At 67.7% G+C, this 24,006-nt stretch carries 20 protein-coding genes; 12 read left to right on the forward strand and 8 right to left on the reverse strand.

What is annotated here, in order from left to right:
• Nucleotides 1-20: 20 nt before the first annotated feature.
• The 3 genes from ABT009_RS17780 to ABT009_RS17790 all read left to right on the forward strand — a co-directional run bounded on the left by ABT009_RS17780 (nucleotide 21) and on the right by ABT009_RS17790 (nucleotide 2,043).
• Entirely contained in the window at nucleotides 21-1,217 is a 1,197-nt protein-coding gene (locus ABT009_RS17780) for a S8 family serine peptidase (RefSeq protein ID WP_351294947.1), read from the forward strand.
• A 126-nt stretch (nucleotides 1,218-1,343) separates the two neighbouring features.
• On the forward strand, nucleotides 1,344-1,682 hold the full coding sequence (locus tag ABT009_RS17785) for a WXG100 family type VII secretion target (RefSeq protein ID WP_351294950.1): 339 nt from the start codon (nucleotides 1,344-1,346) through the stop codon (nucleotides 1,680-1,682).
• Between the two features lie 58 nt (nucleotides 1,683-1,740).
• Nucleotides 1,741-2,043, forward strand: coding sequence for a WXG100 family type VII secretion target (locus tag ABT009_RS17790; RefSeq protein ID WP_351294953.1), 303 nt, complete (start codon nucleotides 1,741-1,743; stop codon nucleotides 2,041-2,043).
• A gap of 134 nt (nucleotides 2,044-2,177) precedes the next feature.
• Here the strand turns inward: ABT009_RS17790 and ABT009_RS17795 are convergent, their stop codons facing one another.
• The 6 genes from ABT009_RS17795 to eccCa all read right to left on the reverse strand — a co-directional run bounded on the left by ABT009_RS17795 (nucleotide 2,178) and on the right by eccCa (nucleotide 11,093).
• Complete coding sequence (locus tag ABT009_RS17795) at nucleotides 2,178-3,224, reverse strand: hypothetical protein (RefSeq protein WP_351294955.1); 1,047 nt, start codon at nucleotides 3,222-3,224, stop codon at nucleotides 2,178-2,180.
• A gap of 40 nt (nucleotides 3,225-3,264) precedes the next feature.
• The gene (locus ABT009_RS17800) at nucleotides 3,265-3,672 is read right to left on the reverse strand and encodes a hypothetical protein (protein ID WP_351294958.1); all 408 of its coding nucleotides are present in this window, start codon (nucleotides 3,670-3,672) and stop codon (nucleotides 3,265-3,267) included.
• Nucleotides 3,673-3,827: 155 nt separating this feature from the next.
• Nucleotides 3,828-6,113 carry a hypothetical protein gene (locus tag ABT009_RS17805; RefSeq protein ID WP_351294961.1) on the reverse strand — a complete coding sequence of 762 codons (2,286 nt, stop codon included), beginning with the start codon at nucleotides 6,111-6,113 and terminating at the stop codon, nucleotides 3,828-3,830.
• A gap of 23 nt (nucleotides 6,114-6,136) precedes the next feature.
• Nucleotides 6,137-6,652, reverse strand: a complete 516-nt coding sequence (locus ABT009_RS17810; RefSeq protein ID WP_351294964.1) for a hypothetical protein — start codon at nucleotides 6,650-6,652, stop codon at nucleotides 6,137-6,139.
• Nucleotides 6,653-6,870: 218 nt separating this feature from the next.
• Entirely contained in the window at nucleotides 6,871-7,122 is a 252-nt protein-coding gene (locus ABT009_RS17815) for a hypothetical protein (RefSeq protein ID WP_351294967.1), read from the reverse strand.
• Nucleotides 7,122-11,093 carry a type VII secretion protein EccCa gene (gene eccCa / locus ABT009_RS17820; RefSeq protein WP_351294969.1) on the reverse strand — a complete coding sequence of 1,324 codons (3,972 nt, stop codon included), beginning with the start codon at nucleotides 11,091-11,093 and terminating at the stop codon, nucleotides 7,122-7,124. The genes ABT009_RS17815 and eccCa overlap by 1 nt, the downstream gene beginning before the upstream one ends.
• Before the next feature lie 324 nt (nucleotides 11,094-11,417).
• On the opposite strand from eccCa, the gene eccD reads away from it, so the two are divergent.
• The 6 genes from eccD (at nucleotide 11,418) to ABT009_RS17850 (ending at nucleotide 18,760) form a co-directional block, all read left to right on the forward strand.
• Nucleotides 11,418-12,923 (forward strand): type VII secretion integral membrane protein EccD, encoded by a 1,506-nt coding sequence (gene eccD, locus ABT009_RS17825; protein ID WP_351295066.1) that lies wholly within the window; start codon nucleotides 11,418-11,420, stop codon nucleotides 12,921-12,923.
• Nucleotides 12,924-13,180: 257 nt separating this feature from the next.
• Nucleotides 13,181-13,468 (forward strand): 30S ribosomal protein S15, encoded by a 288-nt coding sequence (rpsO, locus tag ABT009_RS17830; protein ID WP_030753863.1) that lies wholly within the window; start codon nucleotides 13,181-13,183, stop codon nucleotides 13,466-13,468.
• A gap of 324 nt (nucleotides 13,469-13,792) precedes the next feature.
• A complete protein-coding gene (locus ABT009_RS17835; protein WP_351294973.1) occupies nucleotides 13,793-16,015 on the forward strand; it encodes a polyribonucleotide nucleotidyltransferase in 2,223 nt (740 codons plus the stop codon).
• Complete coding sequence (locus ABT009_RS17840; RefSeq protein ID WP_351294976.1) at nucleotides 16,012-17,391, forward strand: M16 family metallopeptidase; 1,380 nt, start codon at nucleotides 16,012-16,014, stop codon at nucleotides 17,389-17,391. Before ABT009_RS17835 ends, ABT009_RS17840 begins: the two co-directional genes overlap by 4 nt.
• A gap of 130 nt (nucleotides 17,392-17,521) precedes the next feature.
• Nucleotides 17,522-18,274: a 4-hydroxy-tetrahydrodipicolinate reductase gene (gene dapB / locus ABT009_RS17845; protein ID WP_351294979.1), complete on the forward strand. Its 753-nt coding sequence runs from the start codon at nucleotides 17,522-17,524 to the stop codon at nucleotides 18,272-18,274.
• Between the two features lie 33 nt (nucleotides 18,275-18,307).
• Complete coding sequence (locus ABT009_RS17850; protein WP_351294982.1) at nucleotides 18,308-18,760, forward strand: hypothetical protein; 453 nt, start codon at nucleotides 18,308-18,310, stop codon at nucleotides 18,758-18,760.
• 71 nt (nucleotides 18,761-18,831) lie between these two features.
• Here the strand turns inward: ABT009_RS17850 and ABT009_RS17855 are convergent, their stop codons facing one another.
• Both ABT009_RS17855 and ABT009_RS17860 read right to left on the reverse strand, forming a co-directional pair.
• Nucleotides 18,832-19,386 (reverse strand): SCO5741 family PH domain-containing membrane protein, encoded by a 555-nt coding sequence (locus ABT009_RS17855; RefSeq protein ID WP_351294985.1) that lies wholly within the window; start codon nucleotides 19,384-19,386, stop codon nucleotides 18,832-18,834.
• A 121-nt stretch (nucleotides 19,387-19,507) separates the two neighbouring features.
• Nucleotides 19,508-19,747, reverse strand: coding sequence for a hypothetical protein (locus tag ABT009_RS17860; RefSeq protein WP_351294988.1), 240 nt, complete (start codon nucleotides 19,745-19,747; stop codon nucleotides 19,508-19,510).
• Nucleotides 19,748-19,948: 201 nt separating this feature from the next.
• On the opposite strand from ABT009_RS17860, the gene thyX reads away from it, so the two are divergent.
• The 3 genes from thyX (at nucleotide 19,949) to ABT009_RS17875 (ending at nucleotide 23,633) form a co-directional block, all read left to right on the forward strand.
• A complete protein-coding gene (gene thyX, locus ABT009_RS17865) occupies nucleotides 19,949-20,689 on the forward strand; it encodes an FAD-dependent thymidylate synthase (protein ID WP_351294991.1) in 741 nt (246 codons plus the stop codon).
• A 225-nt stretch (nucleotides 20,690-20,914) separates the two neighbouring features.
• Entirely contained in the window at nucleotides 20,915-21,814 is a 900-nt protein-coding gene (gene dapA, locus ABT009_RS17870; protein WP_351294994.1) for a 4-hydroxy-tetrahydrodipicolinate synthase, read from the forward strand.
• A gap of 133 nt (nucleotides 21,815-21,947) precedes the next feature.
• Nucleotides 21,948-23,633: a ribonuclease J gene (locus ABT009_RS17875; RefSeq protein WP_351294997.1), complete on the forward strand. Its 1,686-nt coding sequence runs from the start codon at nucleotides 21,948-21,950 to the stop codon at nucleotides 23,631-23,633.
• The last annotated feature ends 373 nt before the right edge of the window (nucleotides 23,634-24,006 follow it).

Raw genomic sequence — 24,006 nt, forward strand, 5'->3', positions numbered from 1 at the left:
CAGGCCGAAACCGGAGACGGATGTCCACCGTCTGTTCAGCGCTTGGGGCGTTGGCTGCTTTGTCGGCGGGCCTGGCACCGAGCGCCGTGGCCGATGACGTCCAATCGCAACAGTGGTACTTGGACGCGATGAAGGCCGATGAAATGTGGAAGGTGAGCACGGGCAAAGGCGTCAAGATAGCCGTTATTGACTCAGGTGTTAATCCCGAGACCCCTTCTTTGAGGGGGAAGGTGTTGGTAGACGAGGTGCGGGGGCGTGCTGCGTACCACGTGACTAAAGACTACACAGGCCATGGGACTTCCATGGCGGAAATAATTGCGGGTACAGGTGCTGATGGTGGCCTGAGAGGGCTTGCGCCCGGTGCCGAAATCGTTCCATATCGAATTGCCTACAATGATTTGAAGGGAACCGAGGCGAGGAAGACAGCTTCATCGGCAGAGGCGATCAAGGCTGCAGCTGATAGCGATTCCAAGATTATCAACATGTCCTACGGTGCATACCTCTCCTATCAGGGTGAGAGGGAAGCAGTGAAATATGCTGCGTCAAAGGGAAAGTTGATGTTCGCAAGCGTTGGCAACGATGCGGATACGCACAATTTGCCTGAGTATCCCGCTGCATACCCTTACGTAGTTGGGGTCGCTGCGGCCGATGAATCCGGTACCGTGGGGAAGTTCTCCGAGCACGGCGACTACATTGACCTTGCTGCGCCGGGGCGTAATATCCCGGTTTGGTGTGACGAGACGTTGCGTTCCTACTGCGCCAAGCAGGGAACCAGTCAAGCATCTGCCATCGCCTCTGCCTCCGCCGCTCTGATCTGGTCCGCCCACCCCAGGTGGACGGCGAATCAAGTCCTCCGCGCTCTCATCGACACGGCAAGCCGCAGCTGGCCGAAGAACAAGCCCAGCAACTATCTCGGCTACGGCCTTATCCGCCCACGGAAGATCCTCGAGGACAAGAACATCAACCCAGGTCCGGCCAAAAGCGACCCGCTCAGCTACGAAAACTGGACCGGCGAAACAGATTCCTCGGCATCTCCTTCTGCCGCAGCTTCGTCACAAGCCCCGAAAAGCACGTCAGGCGGCCAAACCTCGGCGGCAGGATCAAGCTCGAAATCTGCTGACAGCACCACTCTGTGGACGATTCTCGGCGCCGTGGCCGCCGTAGTGGTGATCGGGGTCGGAGCCTTCGCAGCGACCCGTAAGCGCCGAGGTGCATGAGCACCCCACGGACGGATTCCCCCGTACGTGATGGTTTGCCACCGGCGCCGCACCACCTCCCAGTAATGCGCCACCGGGAAAGGCCAACCAAGTGACAGGGCACAGTCCAAGAAAGGGAGCCAAGTAATGGCAGACGAGCGCAAGCTCAGTAACGACACCGTAGTCAAACTCGAGCAGAACATCGTGGAGCGCTACGAGTCGATCAAGGGGCAGCTCTCCAGGCTCCAGGGAACGATCGACACGCTGGAGGCCGGCTGGCGCGGTATCGGCGCGGGGGCCTTCAACAAGAAGCAGACCGAAATCAACGAGCACATGGTCGCGATCGGGAAGATCCTCGAAAAGTTCCTCGAGAACATCAACCTGAACCGCAAGGACAAGGACAAGCTCGAGGACGAGATCCATGCGACGATCAAAAGCATCGACGTGGACCTCGGCGGTAAGCACTCGGCGCTCAGCAACTACTGAGCCGAACAACTCCCCGGCTGTGCAGGCCGCCTGAAACCCTCATGGAGACGAGGTAACCATGGTCAATGCCCACTACGACGAGCTTGCCGTCAAGTACGGCTCCCTGGACGCGCTTGCCACGGAACTCGGCAACCAGGCCAAGAAACTCGAGGGAGACCTCGAGGCCCTGAAGCGGGCCGTCGTCGAGGTCACGTCCGGCTGGGAAGGCGAGGCCCAGAGGGCGTTCGCCGTACAGCAGAAGGAATGGGACAAGCACGCCACCGGCATCCACCAGGCGCTCGTGTCGATCGCGCAGAAGGTCCACCAGGCGGGCGGTGACTACCGCGCCGGCGACCTCAAGGGAGCCAGCTACTTCCAGTAGACGCTGGTCGACACACAACCAGGGGCGGGCACGCGCGGGAGTTGCCCGCCCCTGGCCGTGGCTAGTAGATGGGGATTGTTCAACCGCGGTGTGCTTGTCGGCTCCCCGCCCCGCCCCTGGCTGCGGTAACCGAATTACGAGGGTTCACTATCTCTCTCCACCCCCGGCAACCTCAGACCCGTGCAGCCGTGCTGCTCCGCCGAACGTTCGGCGAAGGCGCGCAAGGAAGCGAGAAGGAAGCCCTTCCGTGGATAGGCGTACTCCGTCGCGGAGATATAGAAGATCTCTCGCGCTGTCCCGGGACATGCCGCAGTCGCCCATGCCCGGTCGCGGTCGATGCCCGCGTTCCCGTTGAGTCCGTCCGGTTCGTCAGTCGCCGTTCGCAGGCGCTGCGCATAGGGGCCGAACGCGGCCTCCAGCCAGTACAGAGGTTCGGAACGGGCTTTGGTCTCGCCCAGCACGCAGTTGTCCAGCGGGGCAGTACCCGTCGCCTTTGTCTCCTCGATCCAGTGGATCTCGTCGTTCCCCCGGATCGGGACGCCCTTGCATGTACCCACGGGCGCGTCGCGGACGCTCTGCTCCGCCGGTGCCGGCACCGTGGGGATCCGTCCTCCTTGCTCCGCCTTGCACGACCAGCGGTCGGCTGCCTTCCGTGCCGTGCCCGCAGCGAGTTCCCCCATGGCGCGGGCCTCGCGCCGATTGTCGTGGGACTCGTCGCCGGCGATGGATACCACGAGAGAGGCGGGCTTGTTGTCGCAGGACAGTACGACGGCGGTGTTCCGCATGTCCGTATAGCCGTGCCAGCCACCGCCGAGGGCCATGGGGAGGGTGTCCGTGGAGTCCTCGTGCAGCATATTGAACACGGTGAAGGCCGTGCTGCTGTTGACGGCGTTGTTGGGTATCAGAGCGATGGTCATTCTCATGTCGGCGACCCAGCAGACGTTGAAGCGGTCGTCACCGAAGCCGTTCTGCTCGTCGCGCGACAGGCCGGTCTCCGTGCTCAGGTCGGTGAAGACGGCGGACTCGTTGTAGGGGATCAAGCCGTCGCAGTACGTCGCCAGCTTGTCCTCGTAGCGCCAGCCTTTGCCGGTGTCGCTCCACATGTACCAGCCGTAGCCCGCAGCGACGATGAGCGCCAGCGGCATGACGACACACAAGACCGCCCGACGTATGACCTTCACGAATCCTCTTCCTGTGTAGCCAGCGCTGTCAGGTCGCGGCTCAACCGTCAGATCCGGTGCACTGCTTGGACTTGGAAACAGCATCGGTAAACTCCGTGATGGCCTTCTCCAGGGCCGCTGTCCCGACCGAGCCGTGCTCCTTCCTGATAATCGTGAAGACTTCCTGATCGTCCTTCTGTTGCTTGCTGCACGGGGCGTGTCCCACTGCGGCAGAGTCGGAAATGATGTACTTGGAGTCTTCCTTCTTGATGTTGCGGAAGCTTGGACCGTAGCCGCCGTAGGCGACGTTCCTGATGGTCTTCCCCGACTCCCATTCTTCAATGATTCCGGAGAGGGCGACCTGTCCATCGACCACCAGTTTGCAAATGGTGTAGCCAGGGGAGCCGCTTTCTTTGGACGAGATCTTCTTTCCCGCTGGCAGAAGCGCTTCGAGAGTCGAGGAAGACACAGTCGTTCCGCATAGAGACGACGGAACGGTGTATTCCCGTTTTGTCTCGGAAGATCCGGATGAGCACGCGGACAGTGTCAGACTGGCGGCCAAGAGGCCAGCAGCGTGGGCCAAAGCGGAATGGAGGCGGATACGTGACATTACTCGAGTCCTCGCTAGGGGATTTCGGTTTCAAGGTCGTCGGCCATATGGCGCCCATTTGTTGAGGCATCGTTGAAGCCGTCAAAGGTGCCGGTGCGTGCCCACCCGCCAACCTTGCCCGCGTATTGGGAATTGTGCGCCTTGGCAGCCTCGGTGGCAGCCTCCTGCGCCAAAGCGACATTCCTCCGGCGGCTGTCTTCCCATAGCTCGGCGGAGCTGAGCGCGCTGTCCTCCAGTTCGCTGCCCTCGACGTCCTGGAATAGCTCACCGAGTACGACACTGCTGACGGTGCCTGCTGCGCCGCCAACCGCGGCGCCCACTGCTGGTGTCGCAATGAAGCTCGTCCCCACCCCGATGCCAGTGCCGACGACACCGTTCGCGACGTTCTGCCACTGCGAGATAGCGTGGTTGTAGGCGTCGTCTCTCTCCTTTGCGGGACCCAGCACCGCCTCCTGGCGCCCGATGCCCAGGGAACCGCCGATTTCGGCCGACCGCCGGGAAATTTCCTTAACGGTGTCCTCCACACTCTGGTTGTACCGCTGGTCCTCGGGAAGGTCGGGATTGAGGTGGTAGTCCATGAGATTTCCCATATAGGCTTTCTGGCCGACCTCCACGGCGGCGTAGCCCTCGGGGTTCTGCCCGAGGCTGATCAGGAATCGGGATACGTCGGCGTGGTCCATCTGCGCCGACGCACCGGCGACGGGGAAGAGCTTCTCGATCTGCTTCCACTCCTCGGAGTCCGGAGCCGGTCTGACGTCCGTCGTGGCGCGGTTGATGTCAGGGATGTACTCCGACGCCATCTGCCCGATGCTGTCGGACATGTAGCCGCTCTCCGTAAGGCGGTCGGGTTTTTCGCTGATGGACTTCACCACGCTCGCCATGAGCTTCGCCTGCTGCTCATTGTGCGCTGGCGTGTCCGCCGTCGGCAGTTCGCCCGCCGGATGCCCCGTCGTGGCGGCCTCGAGCGCCATCGCCAGGTTGTTCTGCCCGGTGTGGAGCGCATCGCCCTTTAGGTTCTGCTCCTCCGGCCACTCCCGGTCCTCGAAGAGGTACTTGAAGTTGGAGACGGCCTGCTTGTGGTCGTCGTCCTTGGGCAGGTACTGCTCGTTGAAGAAGTCCGTTGCCGCGTCCGGGCTGCTGGACAGCGCCTTCAAGTAGCCGGTCAGGGGGTCTTCGCCGCTGTCCTCGCCCATACGGTTGAGGTTGTTCCACTCGTCCGCGCCCGAGCGCTGCCACGCCATGTTGAAGTGCTCACCGTCGCCGGTGAGCTTGCGTTCGGTGGCCATGAGGGCGGTGCCGTAGCTCTTGAGGAACTGGTCGTCGTAGTCGCCGGCCCGCATGAGGTTGCTCATGACCTGGAAACCCATGGGGCCGCCGGTTCCGCCGATCGGCTGGTCGCCGAGGGCGATCATCTTGCCCTTCCACTCGGTCATGGCAGCCGAGTCGCTCTGCGAGGCAGAGGCCAGCGTCAGGCTCAGGTTGCGCTGCAGGTCGTCATACTTGTCGAGCCGCTCATGCCCCAGCTGGGCAGCCTTGTGCGGGTCGTTGAGCCCGGCCCAGAACTCGAGCGTCTTCTCGGGCCCTAGGTCGGTGGCGAACCGCTCAGCGAACAGCGGGTCGTTCGCGTACTTCTGCAGGCCGGCGTTGAGCTTGTCGAACTCGGCGGAGGTGAGGTCCTCAGGGTCTTTCTTGGCGAGCCTCGCCAGCTCGTCGGCCTCCTTAACGGCGGCGGCGGCCTCGTCGCGGTTCTTGTAGCTGGCGTCGGAGAACCCGCGCTCGGTCTGATCGGCGATGGCCGTGAGCACCGTCTTCGCCGAGTTGTCACTTTCGGTGGCCTTGCTGAGGATCCTCCGGACATCGTCGCGGAGAGCGGTGACGTCTTTCTCGTCGTGCTCCGGAGGCGTGTACCCGGACGCGGCGCGGTCCGGGTGGACGTTCATGGTCACGGTGAACGTGCCGTTCCCTGTGTCCATGACCGTGAGGTTCTTCTTCAGGCCACGCTCGAGCGCCTTGGTGAGCTGATCTTGGTAGTCCTTCAGCTCCCCGGCCGTGTCGCTCAGGATGCTGTGGATGGTCTTGGCCTGGGTGTGGGCATCCTCGAACTCGCCAGCCGTCTTGCCGACGAACTCCTTGGTCACCTGGCTGTTCTCGCCGGTCCAGTTGGCCTTGTTGGCGGCTTGGTGCAGGCCCTTCTCGGCGTCTTCCGCCAGGTCCTTCAAGTTCCGGACTATCAGTGCCCAGTCCTCGACCGCGTCGTCGAGCAGCTTGAATTTGGCGAATCGCAGAGCGTCGAGATCCATGAGTCAGCGTCCCCGTTGTGTGATCAGTTCTTCTTTGACGGGCCGTAGGCCGCCTTGTTGTGCTCCCCCGCGCTCCCGACGCGTTCGTCAAAGCCGGCGTCGAGCGTGTCGATGCTGCTCATCTCACGTTGGATGTACGCATCGTCGCCGGCGTGGATCTTCTTGGTGACCTGCATGTGGTTCGAGATGTGGGCGCACGCGTCCATCAGGGAGTTCAGCTGCTTGTCCCACTTGTTCGACACGTGCTGGAGTCCCGCGCCCAGGGCGAACCCCTGCTTCGTCAGATCGGCCGCCGTCGAGTCGACGCTGGTGTTCGACAGGCGTGCCTTGTCCCAGAGCTGGTTGTAAAGGGTGTGGGCATGGCTGCCGATCTTGGCCAGGTCGTGTTGGCTGACGGTGAGGTCACCGGTCCGGCTGGGGACCGCGGTCGCGCCACCCCCGCCCCCGCCGTCGAGCTGGTTCAGCTGCATGTGCGCCGCCCCGCCCTGCTGGCGCGCCAACGCATCCGCTTTCAGCTGATTCCATTCATCCCACGCCATGAATCTGCTCCTTCCCCCGTTTCCTCGTGCGGCCGACGAAACCTAAGTCGCCGGCGCCATCAGCCTTCACTGAGCGGTACAGCCTTGTCGTTGCGATTGGTCTGGCCGCAGGCGGAAAGAAGCGCCAGAGTGACGCAGGCGGCCGAGACCCTCCGCTGCCGACGTAGACGTCTTCACTCTGTTCGCGCTCGTCCGATACCTCGGACACTCCCGGCACGTCAGTCCCGCAGCCCACCCGACTCGAAGTAGTCGATCTTGGTAAACCAGAACACCGCCACCACCAAGATCACGACCGCTAGGGAGAGCAACAGGACCCGCCGTGCTCGATAGCCGCCCTCCGACGGTTCGTTCGCCTCCGGGTCGCTGAAGCGCCGGGCCTGGAACCGCCACCACAGTGCCTTCTGGTCGGCCAGGCCCATGCCGCCCAGCCACAGTGCGATGAGCACCATGAAGATTCCGACGCCGATCATCACCAAGTCCCTTCCGATACCAGACCCGTCTGCACCAGCGGCTTCCCCCGCCTCCGAGACACGAAGACCCCCCGCCCCGCAGGCATAGGCCGAGCCCGCACCCCGCCCAGCAGGTCGCCCTCGCTCGGGTCGCCGGCGAGGACGATGCCCTGGGCGCCCAGTTCGGTGATGCGTTGCATGAAGGGTTCGTACGCGGCGCGGCCGGCGCCCGCCGTCGAGCGCGCGATGATGAAGCGCACGCCGACGTCCCGGGCGAAAGGCAGCATCTCCGTCAGGCTGCTCAGGGGGTTGCCGCTCGACGTCGACACCAGGTCGTAGTCGTCGATGACGACGTACACCGTGGGGCCGCGCCACCAACTACGGTCCCGTAGCTGCTGTGCGGTGACGTCGGCGGTCGGCGTGCGGCGCTGCATGAGGTCTGCCAGGGCCGCCATGTGGTGGTCCATGGCGTTGGACATCGGGATGTACTCGGCCAGGTGCGAGGCCGGGGTGACGTCCAGCAGGGAGCGGCGGTTGTCGACCACGAAGAGCTTGCAGGCGTCCCCCGAGTACCGCTCCGTGAGCTGCTTGATGAGCAGGCGCAGCAGGTTCGACTTGCCGGACTCGCTCTCGCCGTAGACGAGGAAGAACGGGTCCTGCTCGAAGTCGACGAAGACCGGTTCGAGGTTGTTCTCGTCGATCGCGAAGGCGATGCCCCGGTCCGGGAAGCGGTTGCCCGGCGGCAGGTCGGATGCCGGCAGCTCGCGCGGCAGCAGGCGGACCTTCGGGGCGCCCGGGGCCTGCCAGTGGCGCTGCACCTCTGTCGCCAGCGCGGCGGTCGCCTCTGCGAGGTCCGTATCGGACGTCAGGCCGTCGATGCGCGGGACCGCCGCCATGAAGTGGAGCTTCTGCGGGGACTGGCCGCGGCCGGGCACCCCGGTCGGCACGTTCGCGGCCACCTTGCGGTCGAACTCGGAGTCCATGGGATCGCCGAGCCGCAGCTCCAGGCGGTTCATCAGGTGGTCCTTGAGGTTGGCGCGGACCTCCATGGAGCGCGACGCGGTCAGCACCACGTGGATGCCGTAGCCGAGGCCCCGGGCGGCGATGTCGAGGACCAGGTGCTCAAGGTTCTCGTAGTCGGAGCGGAAGTTGCCCCAGCCGTCGACGACGAGGAAGACGTCACCCCACGGCTGGTCGGTCACGGATATCTCGCCGCGTGCCCGCCGGGCCCGGTACTCGGCGATGGAGGAGATGCCGGACGTACGGAAGTACTCCTCGCGGCGGGTCAGCACGCCGTACACCTCGGCGACCGTGCGCCGTACCTTCTCCGGGTCGAGGCGCGAGGCGACCGAGCCGACGTGCGGCAGGCCGGCGACGGCCGACATGCCGCCGCCACCGAAGTCAAGGCCGTAGAACTGCACTTCGTACGGGGTGTGGGTGAGCGCGAACGACGCGATCATCGTCCGCAGCAGCGTCGACTTGCCGGACTGCGGGCCGCCGAGGATCTGCATATGGCCGGCCGCACCCGAGAAGTCGCACCACAGGGGGTCGCGGCGCTGCTCGTACGGCTTGTCGACCAGGCCGACGGGGACGACCAGCCGGCCCGCTCCCTGGTAGTCCGGCGAGGTGAGTCCCCGTCCCTGCACCGCGGTGAGTCCGGGAAGCAGCCCGTCCAGCGACGGCGGGCTGTCCAGCGGGGGCAGCCACACCTGGTGGGCCGCCGGGCCCTGCGCCTCGAGGCGGCGCACGATCACGTCGAGCACGGTGTCGGACAGGGCGTCCTCGACCTCCGGGACCGCTTCCTGGCGGGGCCGCGGCACCGGGATGTGCTGCACCGGCACCTCGGCGGCCGTGAACAGCACCGGCCTGCGGCTCACCGGCAGCGCTTGGCCGGGCGTGGCCTGCTTCGACGCCGGGCGGTGGACGCCGGAGACGTACGCCGCCTTGAACCGCACCATCTCGTCCGTGCCGTACTTCAGGAAGCCGGAGCCGGGGACGTTCGGCAGCTCGTAGGCGTCCGGCACACCGAGTGCGGCGCGCGACTCCGCGGCCGAGAAGGTCCGCAGACCGATGCGGTACGACAGATACGTCTCGAGGCCGCGCAGCCGTCCTTCCTCCAGGCGCTGCGAGGCGAGCAGCAGGTGCACGCCCAGGGACCGGCCGATACGGCCGATCTGCACGAACATCTCGATGAAGTCCGGCTTGGCGGTCAGCAGTTCGCTGAACTCGTCGATGACGAGGACCAGGGACGGGATGGGCTGCAGCGGAGCGCCCGCCGCGCGGGCCTTCTCGTAGTCGTGGATGTTGGCGTAGTTGCCCGCGTCGCGCAGCATCTCCTGGCGGCGGTTGAGCTCGCCGCGGATGGAGTCGCCCATGCGGTCGACCAGCGTGAGGTCGTCCGCGAGGTTGGTGATCACGGCCGCGACGTGCGGCATCCGGGCCATGCCGGCGAAGGTGGCGCCGCCCTTGAAGTCGGCGAGGACGAAGTTCAGCGTCTCCGACGAGTGCGTGACGGCGAGGCCGAGTACGAGCGTGCGCAGCAGCTCCGACTTCCCGGAACCGGTGGCGCCGACGCACAGACCGTGCGGACCCATGCCCTCCTGCGCCGCCTCCTTGAGGTCGAGCATCACGGGCCGGCCGTCCTCGCCGACGCCGATCGGGACGCGTAGGCGCTCGGCGAGCGAGCGTGGTCGCCAGGTGCGCTTGGTGTCCACCGATGCCGGGTCGCCGAGGTTCAGCAGGTCGGTGAACTCGAGGTTCGCGAGCAGCGGTTCGTCGTCGTCGCCGCCCGATGCCATGCGCAGCGGTGCCAGCTGACGGGCGAGCGCCTCGGCGGACTCGTACGACAAGGCGTCGGGGATGCCTTCGTAGACGATGCCGATGCCGTGCGCCGACTCCAGGTGCAGCGCCTTCGGCTGTACGACGACGGAGAGGTCACCGCCGATGCTGGTCGGCTCGCCGGGCACGATCTCCACGACCGTCACTCCCTGCAGGCCCTCCGGTGACGCCAGGACGGAGTCCGGCGGCAGCGACAGGCTGTCGAGGAGGACGACGATGTGGGGCGCGTCGGGCAGCGGAGCCGCGTTCGGGTGGAAGCGGGGGCGCCCGGACAGGCGGGATGCCAGCAGGTCTTCGAGCAGATAGGTGTCGCTGTCGATCAGCCGGCGGCTGCCCGCGCCGTCCACGGCGCCGGGCGCCTGCACATGGGGCAGCCACTTGGCCCACTCCCAGTGCGGCAGCGCCTCGCGCCCGGCCGCGACCACGATCAGCAGGTCCTCGGGGGAGTGCAGGGCGGCCAGCGAACCGGCGAGGGCGCGCGCCGAGGCGCGTACGGACTGCGGCTCACCGCTCAGCGTGACGTGGTAGAAGGCGCGCAGCGAGACCGCCATCGGCAGGTCGTCGAGGGTGCTGTGCGTGGTGACGAAGCGCTGCATGGCGCCCGCGGTCAGCGGCTCAAGCTGCTCCACAGGACCGGTCTCCGGCGCGATGAGCGGGGTGGCGAGCGTTTGCGCGCCGAGTCCGATGCGGACCTGCGCGAAGTCCTCGTCGCCCGGGCGCCGTTCCCACACCCGGCTGCCCTCGGCGACCAGCGCCCACAGCTGCTCGGGCGAGGGGTGGAGGTAGTACTGGGCGTCGCGCTGCGCCTTCGCGGTGTCCGTGGCGGCGCGCCGGGTCTGGGACAGGTACCGCAGATAGTCGCGGCGCATGTCGGCCAGCTGGTCCTGGGAGCCGCGGCGGTAACGGACCACCATCGCGATGGACATGGCCACCGTCGACGCGATCATCACCATGCCCATGATCTTCATGAACGGCTGACCGCTCGTGAAGAAGAAGACCACCGAGCCGCCCATGCCGAGGGTCGGCAGCAGCTGCATGAGGACGCTCTCGTGGTGTCCCCGCGGCAGCTCGGGCGGAGGCTGCAGGACCACCTCTTCCGTGGGCACCTCGGACGGCAGCGTCCGTGGCGGACGCTTGACGACGATGTGGCTCACTGCTCCCCAATCCCCTTGCCGGCCCAGGATTGTTCCGCCCACCAGCCCGTGTCAGGGGGCGAAGGCCGCCGCGTGATCCTACTGACCTTCGGACCCGTCCGCCGGGCTGTAGGGTGCCGGGAGTTCGCGTGAGCACACGTGGATCATGCCGGGAGAATCAGGGCACTTCGCACAGTGTGGAGGGGTGCGCGGACCCTGAGACCGGCTGGTCGGAGCCCTTCCCGCCGCGATGCCCCGCAATCGGGGCGGCGGAGCCGGGAAAGAGTCGCAGGACTTTCACATCGCAGACGCACAACCATCACTGAGGGGGAGCAGCAGGTGAGCATGACGGCCTCCGCGACGGCGACCGCAGCCAGAGGGTTCAGTCCCGGAGCCCCTTCCGGGAGCGGTACGGGCCTCGGCTTCTGCCGGGTCACCATCGTCGCACCCGACAGCCGGATCGACGTGGCGCTGCCCGACGACGTCCCGGTCGCCGACCTCTACCCGGAGATCCTGAGACTCTCTCAGCAGAGCCCCGCCGAGGGCGCTCCGGTCGGCTACCACCTGGTGCGCCGTGACGGCACGGTCCTGGACAGCTCCCGCTCCTTCGCCGCCCAGCGGATTCTCGACGGCGAACTGCTAACGCTGCGCCCCTTCGCGGACTCACTGCCGCCGGCCGTCTTCGACGACGTGTCCGAGGCGGTCGCCTCCGCCGTGACGCGCGACCGCACCCTGTGGAGCGGTGATCTGACGCGCGCCGCAGGACTCGTCGGCGGCGGCGCCCTGCCCGCGCTGCTCGCCTTCGTGGCCTGGAGCGCCGATCCGCGGCACGACATGCACAGCCTCCCGGGCATCCTCGCGGCGGTCACCGGCGTACTCCTCGTCGTCCTGGCCGCCGTGCGCGCGCGGATCTACGACGACCGGGCGTCGGCCGTCGCCCTCGGCCTCGGCGCCCTGCCCAACGTGGGGGTGGCCGGTTCGGGCCTGCTGCCCCTCGCCGACGGGCAGGGGGTCGGCAAGCTGCAGTTCCTGCTCGCCTGCGCCGCGGTGCTGGTGGCCTCGGTCGTCCTGACCCTCTGCTCCCCGCGCGGGGACGGCCCGTTCGTCGCCTTCGTGTTCAGCTCGGCCGTCGGCCTGGTCACGGCGTTCGTGGCGACCCTCCTGCACTGGACCGCCACCGAGACCGCAGCGCTGTGCGCCCCGGTCTCCGTGGGGGCCCTGGCCTTCCTGCCGGGCCTGTCCATGCGCTTCGCCCGCCTCCCGATCGGCTTCGACCCGCCGAACACCTCGCGCAGTGGGTACGGCGACGACCTCGCCCCCCGCCAGCCGGTCGACGCCGAGCGCATCGCCGCCCAGGCCCACCGCGGCCACGAACTCCTCGTCGGCCTCGTGGGCGGCTGCGCCGTGATCGCCGTGGGGGCTGCGGCGGTCCTCGGATTCGCCACCGACGTGTGGGCCCAGCTGCTCGCCTTCGCCACCGGTGTCGCGCTGCTGATGCGCGCCCACCTCTTCCGCTACACCGCGCAGGTGGCGTCCATCCTGGCCGCGGGCCTCGCCGCCCTCGTCCTGCTCGGCCTCGGCCTGGCGCTCAATCCGCCCCTGTCCGCCCTCCACGAGGCCCTCGCCGGAGACCACACGGCACTGGACATCCGTACGATCTGGCTCGTCGTGGTGATCGCGGCGGCCGCCGCGCTGGTCACCGCGATCGGCCTCATCGCCCCGCGCGGGGGAGTCACACCCTTCTGGGGCCGCTTCCTGGAGATCGCCGAGGCATTCGTCCTGCTGACGCTGGTGCCGCTGACGCTCGCCGTCTTCGACGTGTACGCGACGGCCCGGGCCATGACCAGCTGACGGGCGCACAGTGGCGGGGCGGGGCACGCGTGCGTGCTGGTATGCGGGGACTCCGGACGAGGCACGCGCGCGTACTGGTACTCTGTGTAACGGCCGTATGTGTACGCACCCCCGGACCGCCCCGAAAGCCCCGCAAGGGCTGACCCAAGGGCCCTGGAGGACGCGCCCAGCGGACCCCGCCTCCCGAGTAACGGAAGCTCCCCTGAGAAGTGGACCAGGGGCACTCGGTGGCCACGAAAAGACTACGAGGAGTACGCGTGTCGCTCGACGCCGCTACGAAGAAGCAGATCATGACCGAGTTCGGCACCAAGGAGGGTGACACCGGCTCCCCCGAGGTCCAGGTCGCGCTCCTGTCGCGCCGGATCTCCGACCTGACCGAGCACCTCAAGACCCACAAGCACGACCACCACTCCCGTCGTGGTCTGCTGATCCTGGTCGGCCAGCGTCGCCGCCTGCTGCAGTACCTGGCCAAGAAGGACATCCAGCGCTTCCGTGCGCTGGTCGACCGCCTCGGCATCCGCCGCGGTGCGGCGGGCGCCAAGTAAGACGCCGTGAAGGGAGCGGTTCCCGCTGGAGGGGGCCGCTCCCTTTGCTGTACGTGCGGAGTGTCGCTGGGACTTTGTAGGCTGGCTGGCACAACGCAATACGAATCCGCACACGGGACGTACGTGACGCAGAGCGCGTGACAGCGGAGCGTACGCACACAGAACGAGGAGAAGCGCCCCTCGCCGCCGCCGGTCCTCGGTAGTGGCCCCCGGGAGAAACCCCGGGTGCTTCGATCGAAGACCGGCCCGCACACAAGGCGCGCTTCTCCGCCCACCGTCCCCCCGCCACACGGGCCCGGGGACGAAGACGAGGAGAATTCGCTAGTGGAGAACGAGACCCACTACGCCGAGGCCGTCATTGACAACGGTTCCTTCGGCACCCGCACCATCCGCTTCGAGACGGGCCGTCTGGCCCGCCAGGCCGCCGGCTCCGCCGTGGCCTACCTGGACGACGACACCATGGTGCTGTCGGCCACCACCGCTTCCAAGAACCCCAAGGACCAGCTCGACTTCTTCCCCCTGACGGTGGACGTCGAGGAGCGGATGTACGCCGCCGGCAAGATCCCCGGCAGCTTCTTCCGCCGTGAGGGCCGTCCCTCCGAGGACGCCATCCTCACCTGTCGTCTGATCGACCGCCCGCTGCGCCCGTCCTTCAAGAAGGGCCTGCGCAACGAGATCCAGGTCGTCGCGACGATCATGGCGCTCAACCCCGACCACCTGTACGACGTCGTCGCGATCAACGCCGCGTCCGCGTCCACGCAGCTGGCCGGTCTGCCCTTCTCCGGCCCGATCGGCGGCGTCCGCGTCGCGCTGATCCGCGGTCAGTGGGTGGCCTTCCCGACGCACACCGAGCTCGAGGACGCCGTCTTCGACATGGTCGTCGCGGGCCGCGCCCTGGAGGACGGCGACGTCGCGATCATGATGGTCGAGGCCGAGGCGACCGACAAGACGATCAAGCTCGTCGAGGGCGGCGCCGAGGCGCCGACCGAGGAGGTCGTCGCCGCGGGCCTGGACGCCGCGAAGCCGTTCATCAAGGTCCTGTGCAAGGCCCAGGCCGACCTGGCCGCCAAGGCCGCGAAGCCGACCGCCGAGTTCCCGATCTTCCTCGACTACCAGGACGACGTCCTGGAGGCGCTCACCGCCGCCGTCAAGGACGAGCTCGCCCAGGCGCTCACCATCGCGGGCAAGCAGCAGCGCGAGGCCGAGCTGGACCGCGTCAAGGGCCTTGCCGCCGAGAAGCTGCTCCCGCAGTTCGAGGGCCGCGAGAAGGAGATCTCCGCCGCGTACCGCTCGCTGACCAAGACCCTGGTCCGTGAGCGCGTCATCAAGGAGAAGAAGCGCATCGACGGCCGCGGCGTCACGGACATCCGTACGCTGGCCGCCGAGGTCGAGGCGATCCCGCGGGTCCACGGCTCGGCCCTGTTCGAGCGTGGCGAGACCCAGATCCTGGGCGTCACCACCCTGAACATGCTCCGCATGGAGCAGCAGCTGGACACCCTCTCCCCGGTGACCCGCAAGCGCTACATGCACAACTACAACTTCCCGCCGTACTCCACCGGTGAGACCGGCCGCGTCGGCTCCCCGAAGCGCCGCGAGATCGGCCACGGCGCCCTGGCCGAGCGCGCGCTCGTGCCGGTGCTGCCCACGCGCGAGGAGTTCCCCTACGCGATCCGTCAGGTGTCCGAGGCCCTCGGCTCCAACGGCTCGACGTCCATGGGTTCGGTCTGCGCCTCCACCATGTCGCTGCTGAACGCCGGTGTGCCGCTGAAGGCCCCGGTCGCCGGTATCGCCATGGGTCTGATCTCCCAGGAGATCGACGGCGAGACGCACTACGTCACCCTCACCGACATCCTCGGTGCGGAGGACGCCTTCGGCGACATGGACTTCAAGGTCGCCGGCACGAAGCAGTTCGTGACCGCCCTCCAGCTCGACACCAAGCTGGACGGCATCCCGGCCTCCGTCCTGGCAGCGGCCCTCAAGCAGGCCCGCGACGCTCGCCTCCACATCCTCGACGTGATGATGGAAGCGATCGACACCCCCGACGAGATGTCCCCGAACGCCCCGCGGATCATCACCGTCAAGATCCCCGTGGACAAGATCGGCGAGGTCATCGGCCCCAAGGGCAAGATGATCAACCAGATCCAGGAGGACACCGGCGCCGACATCACGATCGAGGACGACGGCACCATCTACATCGGTGCTGCTGTCGGCTCGGCGGCCGAGGCCGCCCGCACCACGATCAACAGCATCGCCAACCCGACCATGCCGGAGGTCGGCGAGCGCTACCTGGGCACGGTCGTGAAGACCACCACCTTCGGTGCCTTCGTCTCCCTGATGCCCGGCAAGGACGGCCTGCTGCACATCTCGCAGATCCGCAAGCTCGCCGGCGGCAAGCGCGTGGAGAACGTCGAGGACGTGCTGGGCGTGGGCCAGAAGGTCCAGGTCGAGATCGCCGAGATCGACTCCCGCGGCAAGCTCTCCCTCGTTCCCGTGATCGAGGGCGAGGAAGGCTCTGACGACGAGAAGAAGGACGACGCCGACAAGTGACGTCCCGTAGCTCCAAGGCGACGGCCCGCACCTCTCCGGAGGCGCGGGCCGTCGCCCGTACCCAAACCCTCCTCAAGGGCAAGGACGGCATCGGCACGGTTCGCCGTACGACCCTGCCTGGCGGCCTCCGCGTCGTCACCGAGACCCTGCCCTCCGTACGCTCCGCGACCTTCGGCATCTGGGCGCACGTCGGCTCCCGCGACGAGACCCCGACGCTGAACGGCGCCACGCACTACCTCGAGCACCTCCTCTTCAAGGGCACCCAGCGCAGGACCGCCCTCGACATCTCTGCCGCCATCGACACGGTCGGCGGCGAGATGAACGCCTTCACGGCGAAGGAGTACACGTGCTACTACGCGCGCGTGCTCGACACCGACCTCCCCCTCGCGATCGACGTCGTCTGCGACATGCTGACGAGCTCCTTGATCCAGGAAGAGGACGTCGACGCCGAGCGCGGCGTCATCCTCGAAGAGATCGCGATGACCGAGGACGACCCGGGCGACTGCGTGCACGACCTGTTCGCGCACACGATGCTCGGCGACACCCCCCTCGGCCGCCCCGTCCTCGGCACGGTCGACACGGTCAACGCCCTCACCGCGGACCGCATCCGCCGCTTCTACAAGCGCCACTACGACCCGACGCACCTGGTCGTGACGGCCGCGGGCAACGTCGACCACGCCAAGGTCGTACGCCAGGTCCGCACCGCCTTCGAGAAGGCCGGCGCCCTCTCGGGGACCGCGGCCGAACCCCTCGGCCCGCGCGAGGGCCGACGGGCGATCCGCGCCGCCGGCCGCGTCGAACTGCTCGGCCGCAAGACCGAGCAGGCCCACGTCGTCCTCGGCATGCCGGGCCTCGCCCGCACCGACGACCGCCGCTGGGCGATGGGCGTGCTCAACACGGCGCTCGGCGGCGGCATGTCGTCCCGCCTCTTCCAGGAGGTCCGGGAGAAGCGCGGCCTGGCCTACAGCGTGTACTCGTACACCTCGGGCTTCGCCGACTGCGGCCTCTTCGGCGTCTACGCCGGATGCCGGCCCAGCCAGGTCCACGACGTGCTCAAGATCTGCCGCGACGAGCTCGAACACGTCGCCGAGCACGGCCTCTCCGACGACGAGATCAGCCGCGCTGTCGGCCAGCTCTCCGGCTCCACCGTCCTCGGCCTGGAGGACACAGGCGCGCTGATGAACCGTATCGGCAAGAGCGAGCTGTGCTGGGGCGAGCAGATGTCGGTCGACGACATGCTGGCGAACATAGCTGCGGTCACCCCCGAGGAGGTCCGCGAAGTGGCTCGCGACATCCTGGGGCAACGGCCGTCCCTGTCGGTCATCGGACCGCTGAAGGACAAGCAGGCCGCGCGTCTGCACGAAACGGTCTCCTGACCGCGCTGAGGGCGGTTTCCGGGCTGTCTGGTGTGCGGCCCGGAACCGCTGTGGGGCGGTCCCCTGATCGTCTGACCGCCTGATCGCCGTACGGGCGGTCTCCCGACACCCGGAACGTAAGGAACAAGGGATGAGCAAGCTGCGCGTGGCGGTACTCGGCGCCAAGGGGCGCATCGGCTCCGAGGCGGTCAAGGCCGTCGAGGCCGCCGAGGACATGGAACTGGTCGCAGCGCTGGGCCGCGGCGACAAGCTGGAGACGCTGGCGGAGACCGGCGCCCAGGTTGCCGTCGAGCTGACCACACCCGCGTCGGTGATGGACAACCTCGACTTCTGCGTACGCCACGGCATCCACGCCGTCGTCGGTACGACGGGCTGGACCGACGAGCGCCTCGCGCAGCTGAACAGCTGGCTGGAGGCGTCGCCCGGGACCGGCGTGCTGATCGCGCCGAACTTCTCCATCGGTGCCGTCCTGACCATGAAGTTCGCACAGATCGCCGCGCCGCTGTTCGAGTCCGTCGAGGTCGTCGAGCTGCATCACCCGAACAAGGCCGATGCCCCGAGCGGCACCGCCACGCGCACCGCCCAGCTCATCGCCGCCGCCCGTGAGCAGGCTGGCAGCGCCCCGCAGCCCGACGCCACGGTCACCGCGCTCGACGGCGCCCGCGGCGCGAACGTCGACGGCGTCCCCGTGCACGCGGTCCGGCTGCGCGGCCTCCTCGCCCACCAGGAGGTGCTGTTGGGCGGCGAGGGCGAGACGCTCACCATCCGCCACGACTCGCTGCACCACAGCAGCTTCATGCCGGGCATCCTGCTCGGCGTCCGCCGCGTGGTGTCCACTCCTGGCCTGACCTTCGGCCTGGAAAACTTCCTGGACCTCGGCTGACGCACGAGCCGATCCGACGCAAGAGCTGAAGAGATGCGCGCAAAGATCACCTACTTCGTCACGGCTGCCGTCCTGGTCGTCTACTTCGTCCTGGTCGGCAGCCGCGGGGTCCTGCTGATACAGCAAGGCACCGCGCTCACCGTCACCTTCGGTGTCGCGGTGCTGATCCTGCCGTTCATCGGCCTGTGGTTCCTCTGGAAGAACACGCAGTTCGTGCAGAGGGCCAACCGGCTGGCCGCCGAGCTCGACGCCGAGGGCGGCCTGCCCGAGGACGAGCTGGCCCGGACGCCCGGCGGCCGCATCGACCGCGACTCGGCCGACGCCGTGTTCCTCAAGCGCAAGGCCGAGACCGAGGACTCACCGGACGACTGGCGCTGCTGGTTCCGCCTCGCGGTTGCCTACCACGACGCGCGCGACACCCCGCGCGCCCGCAAGGCGATGCAGCGCGCGATCGCCCTGCACGACGGGAAACAGGTCCGGGCCTGAGGGCCCCCAGGACGCCGCCAGGCCTACGGGAGTGTCTTCCGTAGGCCTGGCGGCGTTTGTGCTCGTGCGACCTAGCGGGGCTGGTACTCGTACGCCCACGCCTCGATGGAGTCGGCCGCCCGGTCGAACGCCTCGAGGCGTGCCAGGAAATCGGCGTCGTGCGTCGTGAGCAGCGCCTCGTGCCCGCCCTGCGTGTCCGCGCGTACGAGAACGAGGGCCTGGCCCTGCACGGTCCGCGGCAGGCCCAGCCAGCGCACCGGCTGCTGAACGGTCCGCGCGGCCGCCACCTGCGCCCACGCCACCGTCCGGGTGACGAAGAAGCGCACGCGGCGCACACCGTGCGCGCTCACCCAGGTGCCCACCCGCAGCAGCCGCAGCGCGCTCGCGATGATGAGCACGGCCAGACCACCGCACGCGGCACCGCCCGACGACTGTCCGGCAAAGGTGATGATCACGGCGGCGACCAGGACGTACGACGCGAGCAGCAGCAGAAGCGCGGCGGCACCCACACGCCAGGGCCCCGGCCGGTAGGGGCGCCGCCACCGGTCGCGGTCGTCGAAGGGCAGCGCGACATCGCCGGCTGCCTCGTCAAACGCGCGGTCTGCGGTCAGGAAGGGCAGGGGCACGACTGTTCCTCACTCGATCACGCACGGGCTGTGCCCGAGGAGGCTACCGAGCCGCGCCCCCGCCTACCACCCTTGGGGGCCCAAGGGGGTACGCACCACGCCGTTCAGGCGGTCGGGAGCGTCAGCGGCGCTCGGACGCCTCGGACTGCTGCGTATGCGCCGGTGACTGGTCGGCCGACAGCGCGGGGAGCCCGAAGAGCAGCGAGCCCACGAGCCCGGCGACCACGGTGAGCCCGATGAGCGTCCGCCCGGCGATCTGGCCGGCGCTGGCGCGCTCACGGGGAGGGGGAGTGACGTTGCTGCGGAACTTGCCGGCTTCGGCGATGAAGGCGAACGGGACGGGCTCGCGCCGACGGAACATGGGTGGTGCTTCTCCTCGGATGAATCGAACGGAACGCTGCTACCTACACAGACGCTCGACGATCTCCCATGGTGCCCTGATTTGGGGAATTCTCCGAAGTTCGACGCCGAATGTCGCGGCACTCCTGGATCGGCCGGTTGTCAGTGCCGGGTCGTAGAGTGGGCGCCGCCCGAGAGAAGTGATGGAAGGACCGCCAGAGCCGTGACCGACAGCCCCGTCGACGACCCCAAGCCCAGCTTCCGCAGCGATGTCACCGTGGAGCTGGTGAAGCACGCGGCGAGCGACTCCGACGTGCTGTGGGCCGCCCGCGTCTCCACCGCAGGGGAGCAGTCCCTGGACGAGCTGAAGAAGGACCCGGAGCGCTCCAAGGGCCTGATCAACTTCCTGATGCGGGACCGGCACGGCAGCCCCTTCGAGCACAACTCGATGACGTTCTTCATCAGCGCCCCGATCTTCGTCTTCCGCGAGTTCATGCGCCACCGCGTCGGCTGGTCGTACAACGAGGAGTCCGGCCGGTACAGGGAGCTGCAGCCCGTCTTCTACGTCCCGGACGAGTCCCGCAAGCTGGTCCAGGAGGGCCGCCCCGGCAAGTACGTCTTCGTCGAGGGCACCCAGGCGCAGCAGGAGCTCGTCGGCCGCGTGATGGAGGACTCGTACCGCGAGGCGTACGAGGCGTACCAGGAGATGCTCGCGGCGGGCGTGGCACGCGAGGTGGCCCGCGCGGTCCTCCCGGTGGGCCTGTTCTCGTCGATGTACGCCACGTGCAACGCGCGCTCGCTGATGCACTTCCTCGGCCTGCGCACGCAGCACGAGCTGGCGAAGGTCCCGTCCTTCCCGCAGCGGGAGATCGAGATGGTCGGCGAGAAGATGGAGCAGCTGTGGGCGGAGCTCATGCCGCTCACGCACGCGGCCTTCAACGCCAACGGACGCGTGGCTCCGTAGCGGCCGCGGGGGCCCCAGGCTCCGCAGGGGCAGGCGGTACAGATGTGCGCATCAGCCAAGCGACATGTCCGTATTGCGGCATTTGGCGAAGTTCATCTAGCCTGATCAAACGGACCCGGCACTGCTTGAACCCCCGAGCAGGCAGTGCCGGGCTCCACATTTGTCGCGACTTGTCGCATGCCCCGAGGGGGGACCCCGCGCTGAGCAGCGAGTAGCGTGTTACCCATGGCTCCGACCTCTACTCCGCAGACCCCCTTCGGGCGGGTCCTCACCGCCATGGTCACGCCGTTCACGGCGGACGGCGCACTCGACCTCGACGGCGCGCAGCGGCTCGCCGCCCATCTGGTGGACGCAGGCAACGACGGCCTGGTCGTCAACGGCACCACCGGCGAGTCCCCGACCACCAGCGATGCGGAGAAGACCGAGCTGGTACGAGCCGTACTGGAGGCCGTCGGAGACCGAGCCCACGTCGTGGCCGGCGTCGGCACGAACGACACCCACCACAGCATCGAGCTGGCCCGCGCCGCCGAGAAGGCCGGCGCCCATGGCCTGCTGACCGTCACGCCGTACTACAACAAGCCGCCCCAGGAAGGCCTCTACCGGCACTTCACCGCGATCGCCGACGCCACCGAGCTGCCCGTGATGCTCTACGACATCCCGGGCCGCAGCGGCGTACCGATCAACACCGAGACGATCGTGCGTCTGGCGGAGCACCCGCGCATCGTCGCCAACAAGGACGCCAAGGGCGACCTCGGCCGTGCCAGCTGGGCCATCGCCCGCTCGGGCCTCGCCTGGTACTCCGGCGACGACATGCTCAACCTGCCGCTGCTCTCCGTGGGCGCCATCGGCTTCGTCTCGGTCGTGGGCCATGTCGTCACGCCCGAACTGCGGGCCATGCTCGACGCCTACACGAACGGCGACGTCCAGAAGGCCACGGAGATCCACCAGAAGCTGCTCCCGGTCTTCACCGGCATGTTCCGCACGCAGGGCGTCATCACGACCAAGGCCGCCCTCGCGCTCCAGGGCCTGCCCGCCGGACCGCTGCGCCTGCCCCTCGTCGAGCTGTCGCCCGAGGAAACCGCCCAGCTCAAGATCGATCTTGCGGCCGGCGGGGTAGAGCTCTGACCACGGACTTCACAACTGAATACGCAGAACCCGCAGGTCAGGGACCTGCAGTCCATCCATATACGCATTTGCACGAACGTCATGCGCGCCACGTGCCCGAGCGGCACGTGGCGCGCATGGGCAGGAGAGTCTTTTGAGTCATCCGCATCCTGAACTCGGCGCGCCGCCGAAGCTGCCGGAAGGGGGCCTCCGCGTCACCCCGCTGGGCGGCCTCGGCGAGATCGGCCGGAACATGACCGTCTTCGAGTACGGCGGCCGCCTGCTGATCGTCGACTGCGGAGTGCTCTTCCCGGAGGAGGAGCAGCCCGGAGTCGACCTGATCCTCCCGGACTTCACGTCCATCAGGGACCGCCTCGACGACATCGAGGGCATCGTCCTCACGCACGGCCACGAGGACCACATCGGCGGCGTGCCGTTCCTCCTCCGCGAGAAGCCGGACATTCCGCTGATCGGCTCCAAGCTGACCCTCGCCCTGATCGAGGCCAAGCTCCAGGAGCACCGCATCCGCCCCTACACGCTCGAGGTCGCCGAGGGCAACCGCGAGCGCATCGGGCCCTTCGACTGCGAGTTCGTCGCGGTCAACCACTCCATCCCCGACGCGCTGGCCGTCGCCATCCGAACGCCCGCGGGCATGGTCGTCCACACCGGCGACTTCAAGATGGACCAGCTCCCGCTGGACAACCGCCTCACGGACCTGCACGCCTTCGCGCGGCTCAGCGAGGAGGGCATCGACCTCCTCCTCTCGGACTCGACGAACGCCGAGGTCCCGGGCTTCACGCCGCACGAGCGCGACATCTCGAACGTGCTGCGCCAGGTCTTCGCGGGCGCCCGCAAGCGCATCATCGTCGCCAGCTTCGCCAGCCACGTCCACCGCATCCAGCAGATCCTGGACGCCGCCCACGAGTACGGCCGCCGGGTCGCCTTCGTCGGCCGCTCGATGGTCCGCAACATGGGCATCGCCCGCGACCTCGGCTACCTGAAGGTCCCGCCGGGCCTGGTGGTCGACGTCAGGACGCTCGACGACCTCCCGGACGAGCAGGTCGTGCTCGTCTGTACGGGCTCCCAGGGCGAGCCGATGGCGGCCCTGTCCCGCATGGCCAACCGCGACCACCAGATCCGTATCGTCCAGGGCGACACGGTGATCCTCGCGTCGTCGCTCATCCCGGGCAACGAGACCGCGGTGTACCGGGTCATCAACGGGCTGACCCGCTGGGGCGCCAACGTCGTCCACAAGGGCAACGCCAAGGTGCACGTTTCCGGCCATGCCTCAGCCGGCGAGCTCCTGTACTTCTACAACATCTGCCGGCCCAGGAACCTGATGCCGGTGCACGGTGAATGGCGCCATCTGCGCGCCAACGCCGAGCTCGGCGCCCTCACGGGTGTCCCGCACGACCGCATCGTCATCGCCGAGGACGGCATCGTCGTCGACCTTGTCGAGGGCAAGGCGAAGATCTCCGGCAAGGTCCAGGCCGGTTACGTGTACGTGGACGGCCTCTCCGTCGGTGATGTCACGGAGACCTCGCTGAAGGATCGCCGGATCCTCGGCGAAGAGGGCATCATCTCGGTCTTCGTCGTGGTGGACTCCACCACCGGCAAGGTCACCGGCGGCCCGCACATCCACGCCCGTGGATCCGGCATCGAGGACTCCGCCTTCGACGACGTCATCCCCAGGATCCGCGAATCCTTGGAACGTACGGGCCAGGACGGCGTCGTCGACCCCCACCAGCTGCAGCAGCTCATCCGCCGCACGCTGGGCAAGTGGGTCTCGGACAACTACCGCCGACGCCCCATGATTCTCCCTGTGGTTGTGGACGTCTGACGGTCCGTCGGACACCAGCCAGGAGCGGGGCGCCTCGATTTGCATCGAGGCGCCCCGCTCCAGTACGTTTACGGCTCCGCCAGCGGGGCACCCGGCACACTCGTGAGCCAATGGGCATCCCGGACAGGGCGGAAAATTCGACTCAGAACCTCTGATAAAGTCGGATGCGCCGAAAGGGAAGCCGCAAGGCAACCGAAGGCAAAAGGCCCTCCAACGGCCACCGGAAATGAATTCCGACCGGAAACGGAACGGAAAACGGATCTGGTAAGGTTGGAAACACCGAAGGGAAGCGCCCGGAGGAAAGCCTGAGAGAGTCTCTCGGGTGAGTACAAAGGAAGCGTCCGTTCCTTGAGAACTCAACAGCGTGCCAAAA

It is taken from the genome of Streptomyces sp. NPDC002896, assembly GCF_040295225.1.
In the GTDB taxonomy this organism is placed as follows: domain Bacteria; phylum Actinomycetota; class Actinomycetes; order Streptomycetales; family Streptomycetaceae; genus Streptomyces.

What these genes read in the sequence shown, in the direction of transcription:
- dapB (WP_351294979.1), top strand. Translation starts at nt 17,522, where the DNA reads ATGAGCAAGCTGCGCGTGGCGGTACTCGGCGCCAAGGGGCGCATCGGC.
- ABT009_RS17780 (WP_351294947.1), top strand. Translation starts at nt 21, where the DNA reads ATGTCCACCGTCTGTTCAGCGCTTGGGGCGTTGGCTGCTTTGTCGGCG.
- dapA (WP_351294994.1), top strand. Translation starts at nt 20,915, where the DNA reads ATGGCTCCGACCTCTACTCCGCAGACCCCCTTCGGGCGGGTCCTCACC.
- ABT009_RS17815 (WP_351294967.1), bottom strand. Translation starts at nt 7,122, where the DNA reads ATGATCGGCGTCGGAATCTTCATGGTGCTCATCGCACTGTGGCTGGGC.
- ABT009_RS17860 (WP_351294988.1), bottom strand. Translation starts at nt 19,747, where the DNA reads ATGTTCCGTCGGCGCGAGCCCGTCCCGTTCGCCTTCATCGCCGAAGCC.
- ABT009_RS17810 (WP_351294964.1), bottom strand. Translation starts at nt 6,652, where the DNA reads ATGGCGTGGGATGAATGGAATCAGCTGAAAGCGGATGCGTTGGCGCGC.
- ABT009_RS17805 (WP_351294961.1), bottom strand. Translation starts at nt 6,113, where the DNA reads ATGGATCTCGACGCTCTGCGATTCGCCAAATTCAAGCTGCTCGACGAC.
- ABT009_RS17790 (WP_351294953.1), top strand. Translation starts at nt 1,741, where the DNA reads ATGGTCAATGCCCACTACGACGAGCTTGCCGTCAAGTACGGCTCCCTG.
- ABT009_RS17785 (WP_351294950.1), top strand. Translation starts at nt 1,344, where the DNA reads ATGGCAGACGAGCGCAAGCTCAGTAACGACACCGTAGTCAAACTCGAG.
- ABT009_RS17850 (WP_351294982.1), top strand. Translation starts at nt 18,308, where the DNA reads ATGCGCGCAAAGATCACCTACTTCGTCACGGCTGCCGTCCTGGTCGTC.
- eccD (WP_351295066.1), top strand. Translation starts at nt 11,418, where the DNA reads ATGACGGCCTCCGCGACGGCGACCGCAGCCAGAGGGTTCAGTCCCGGA.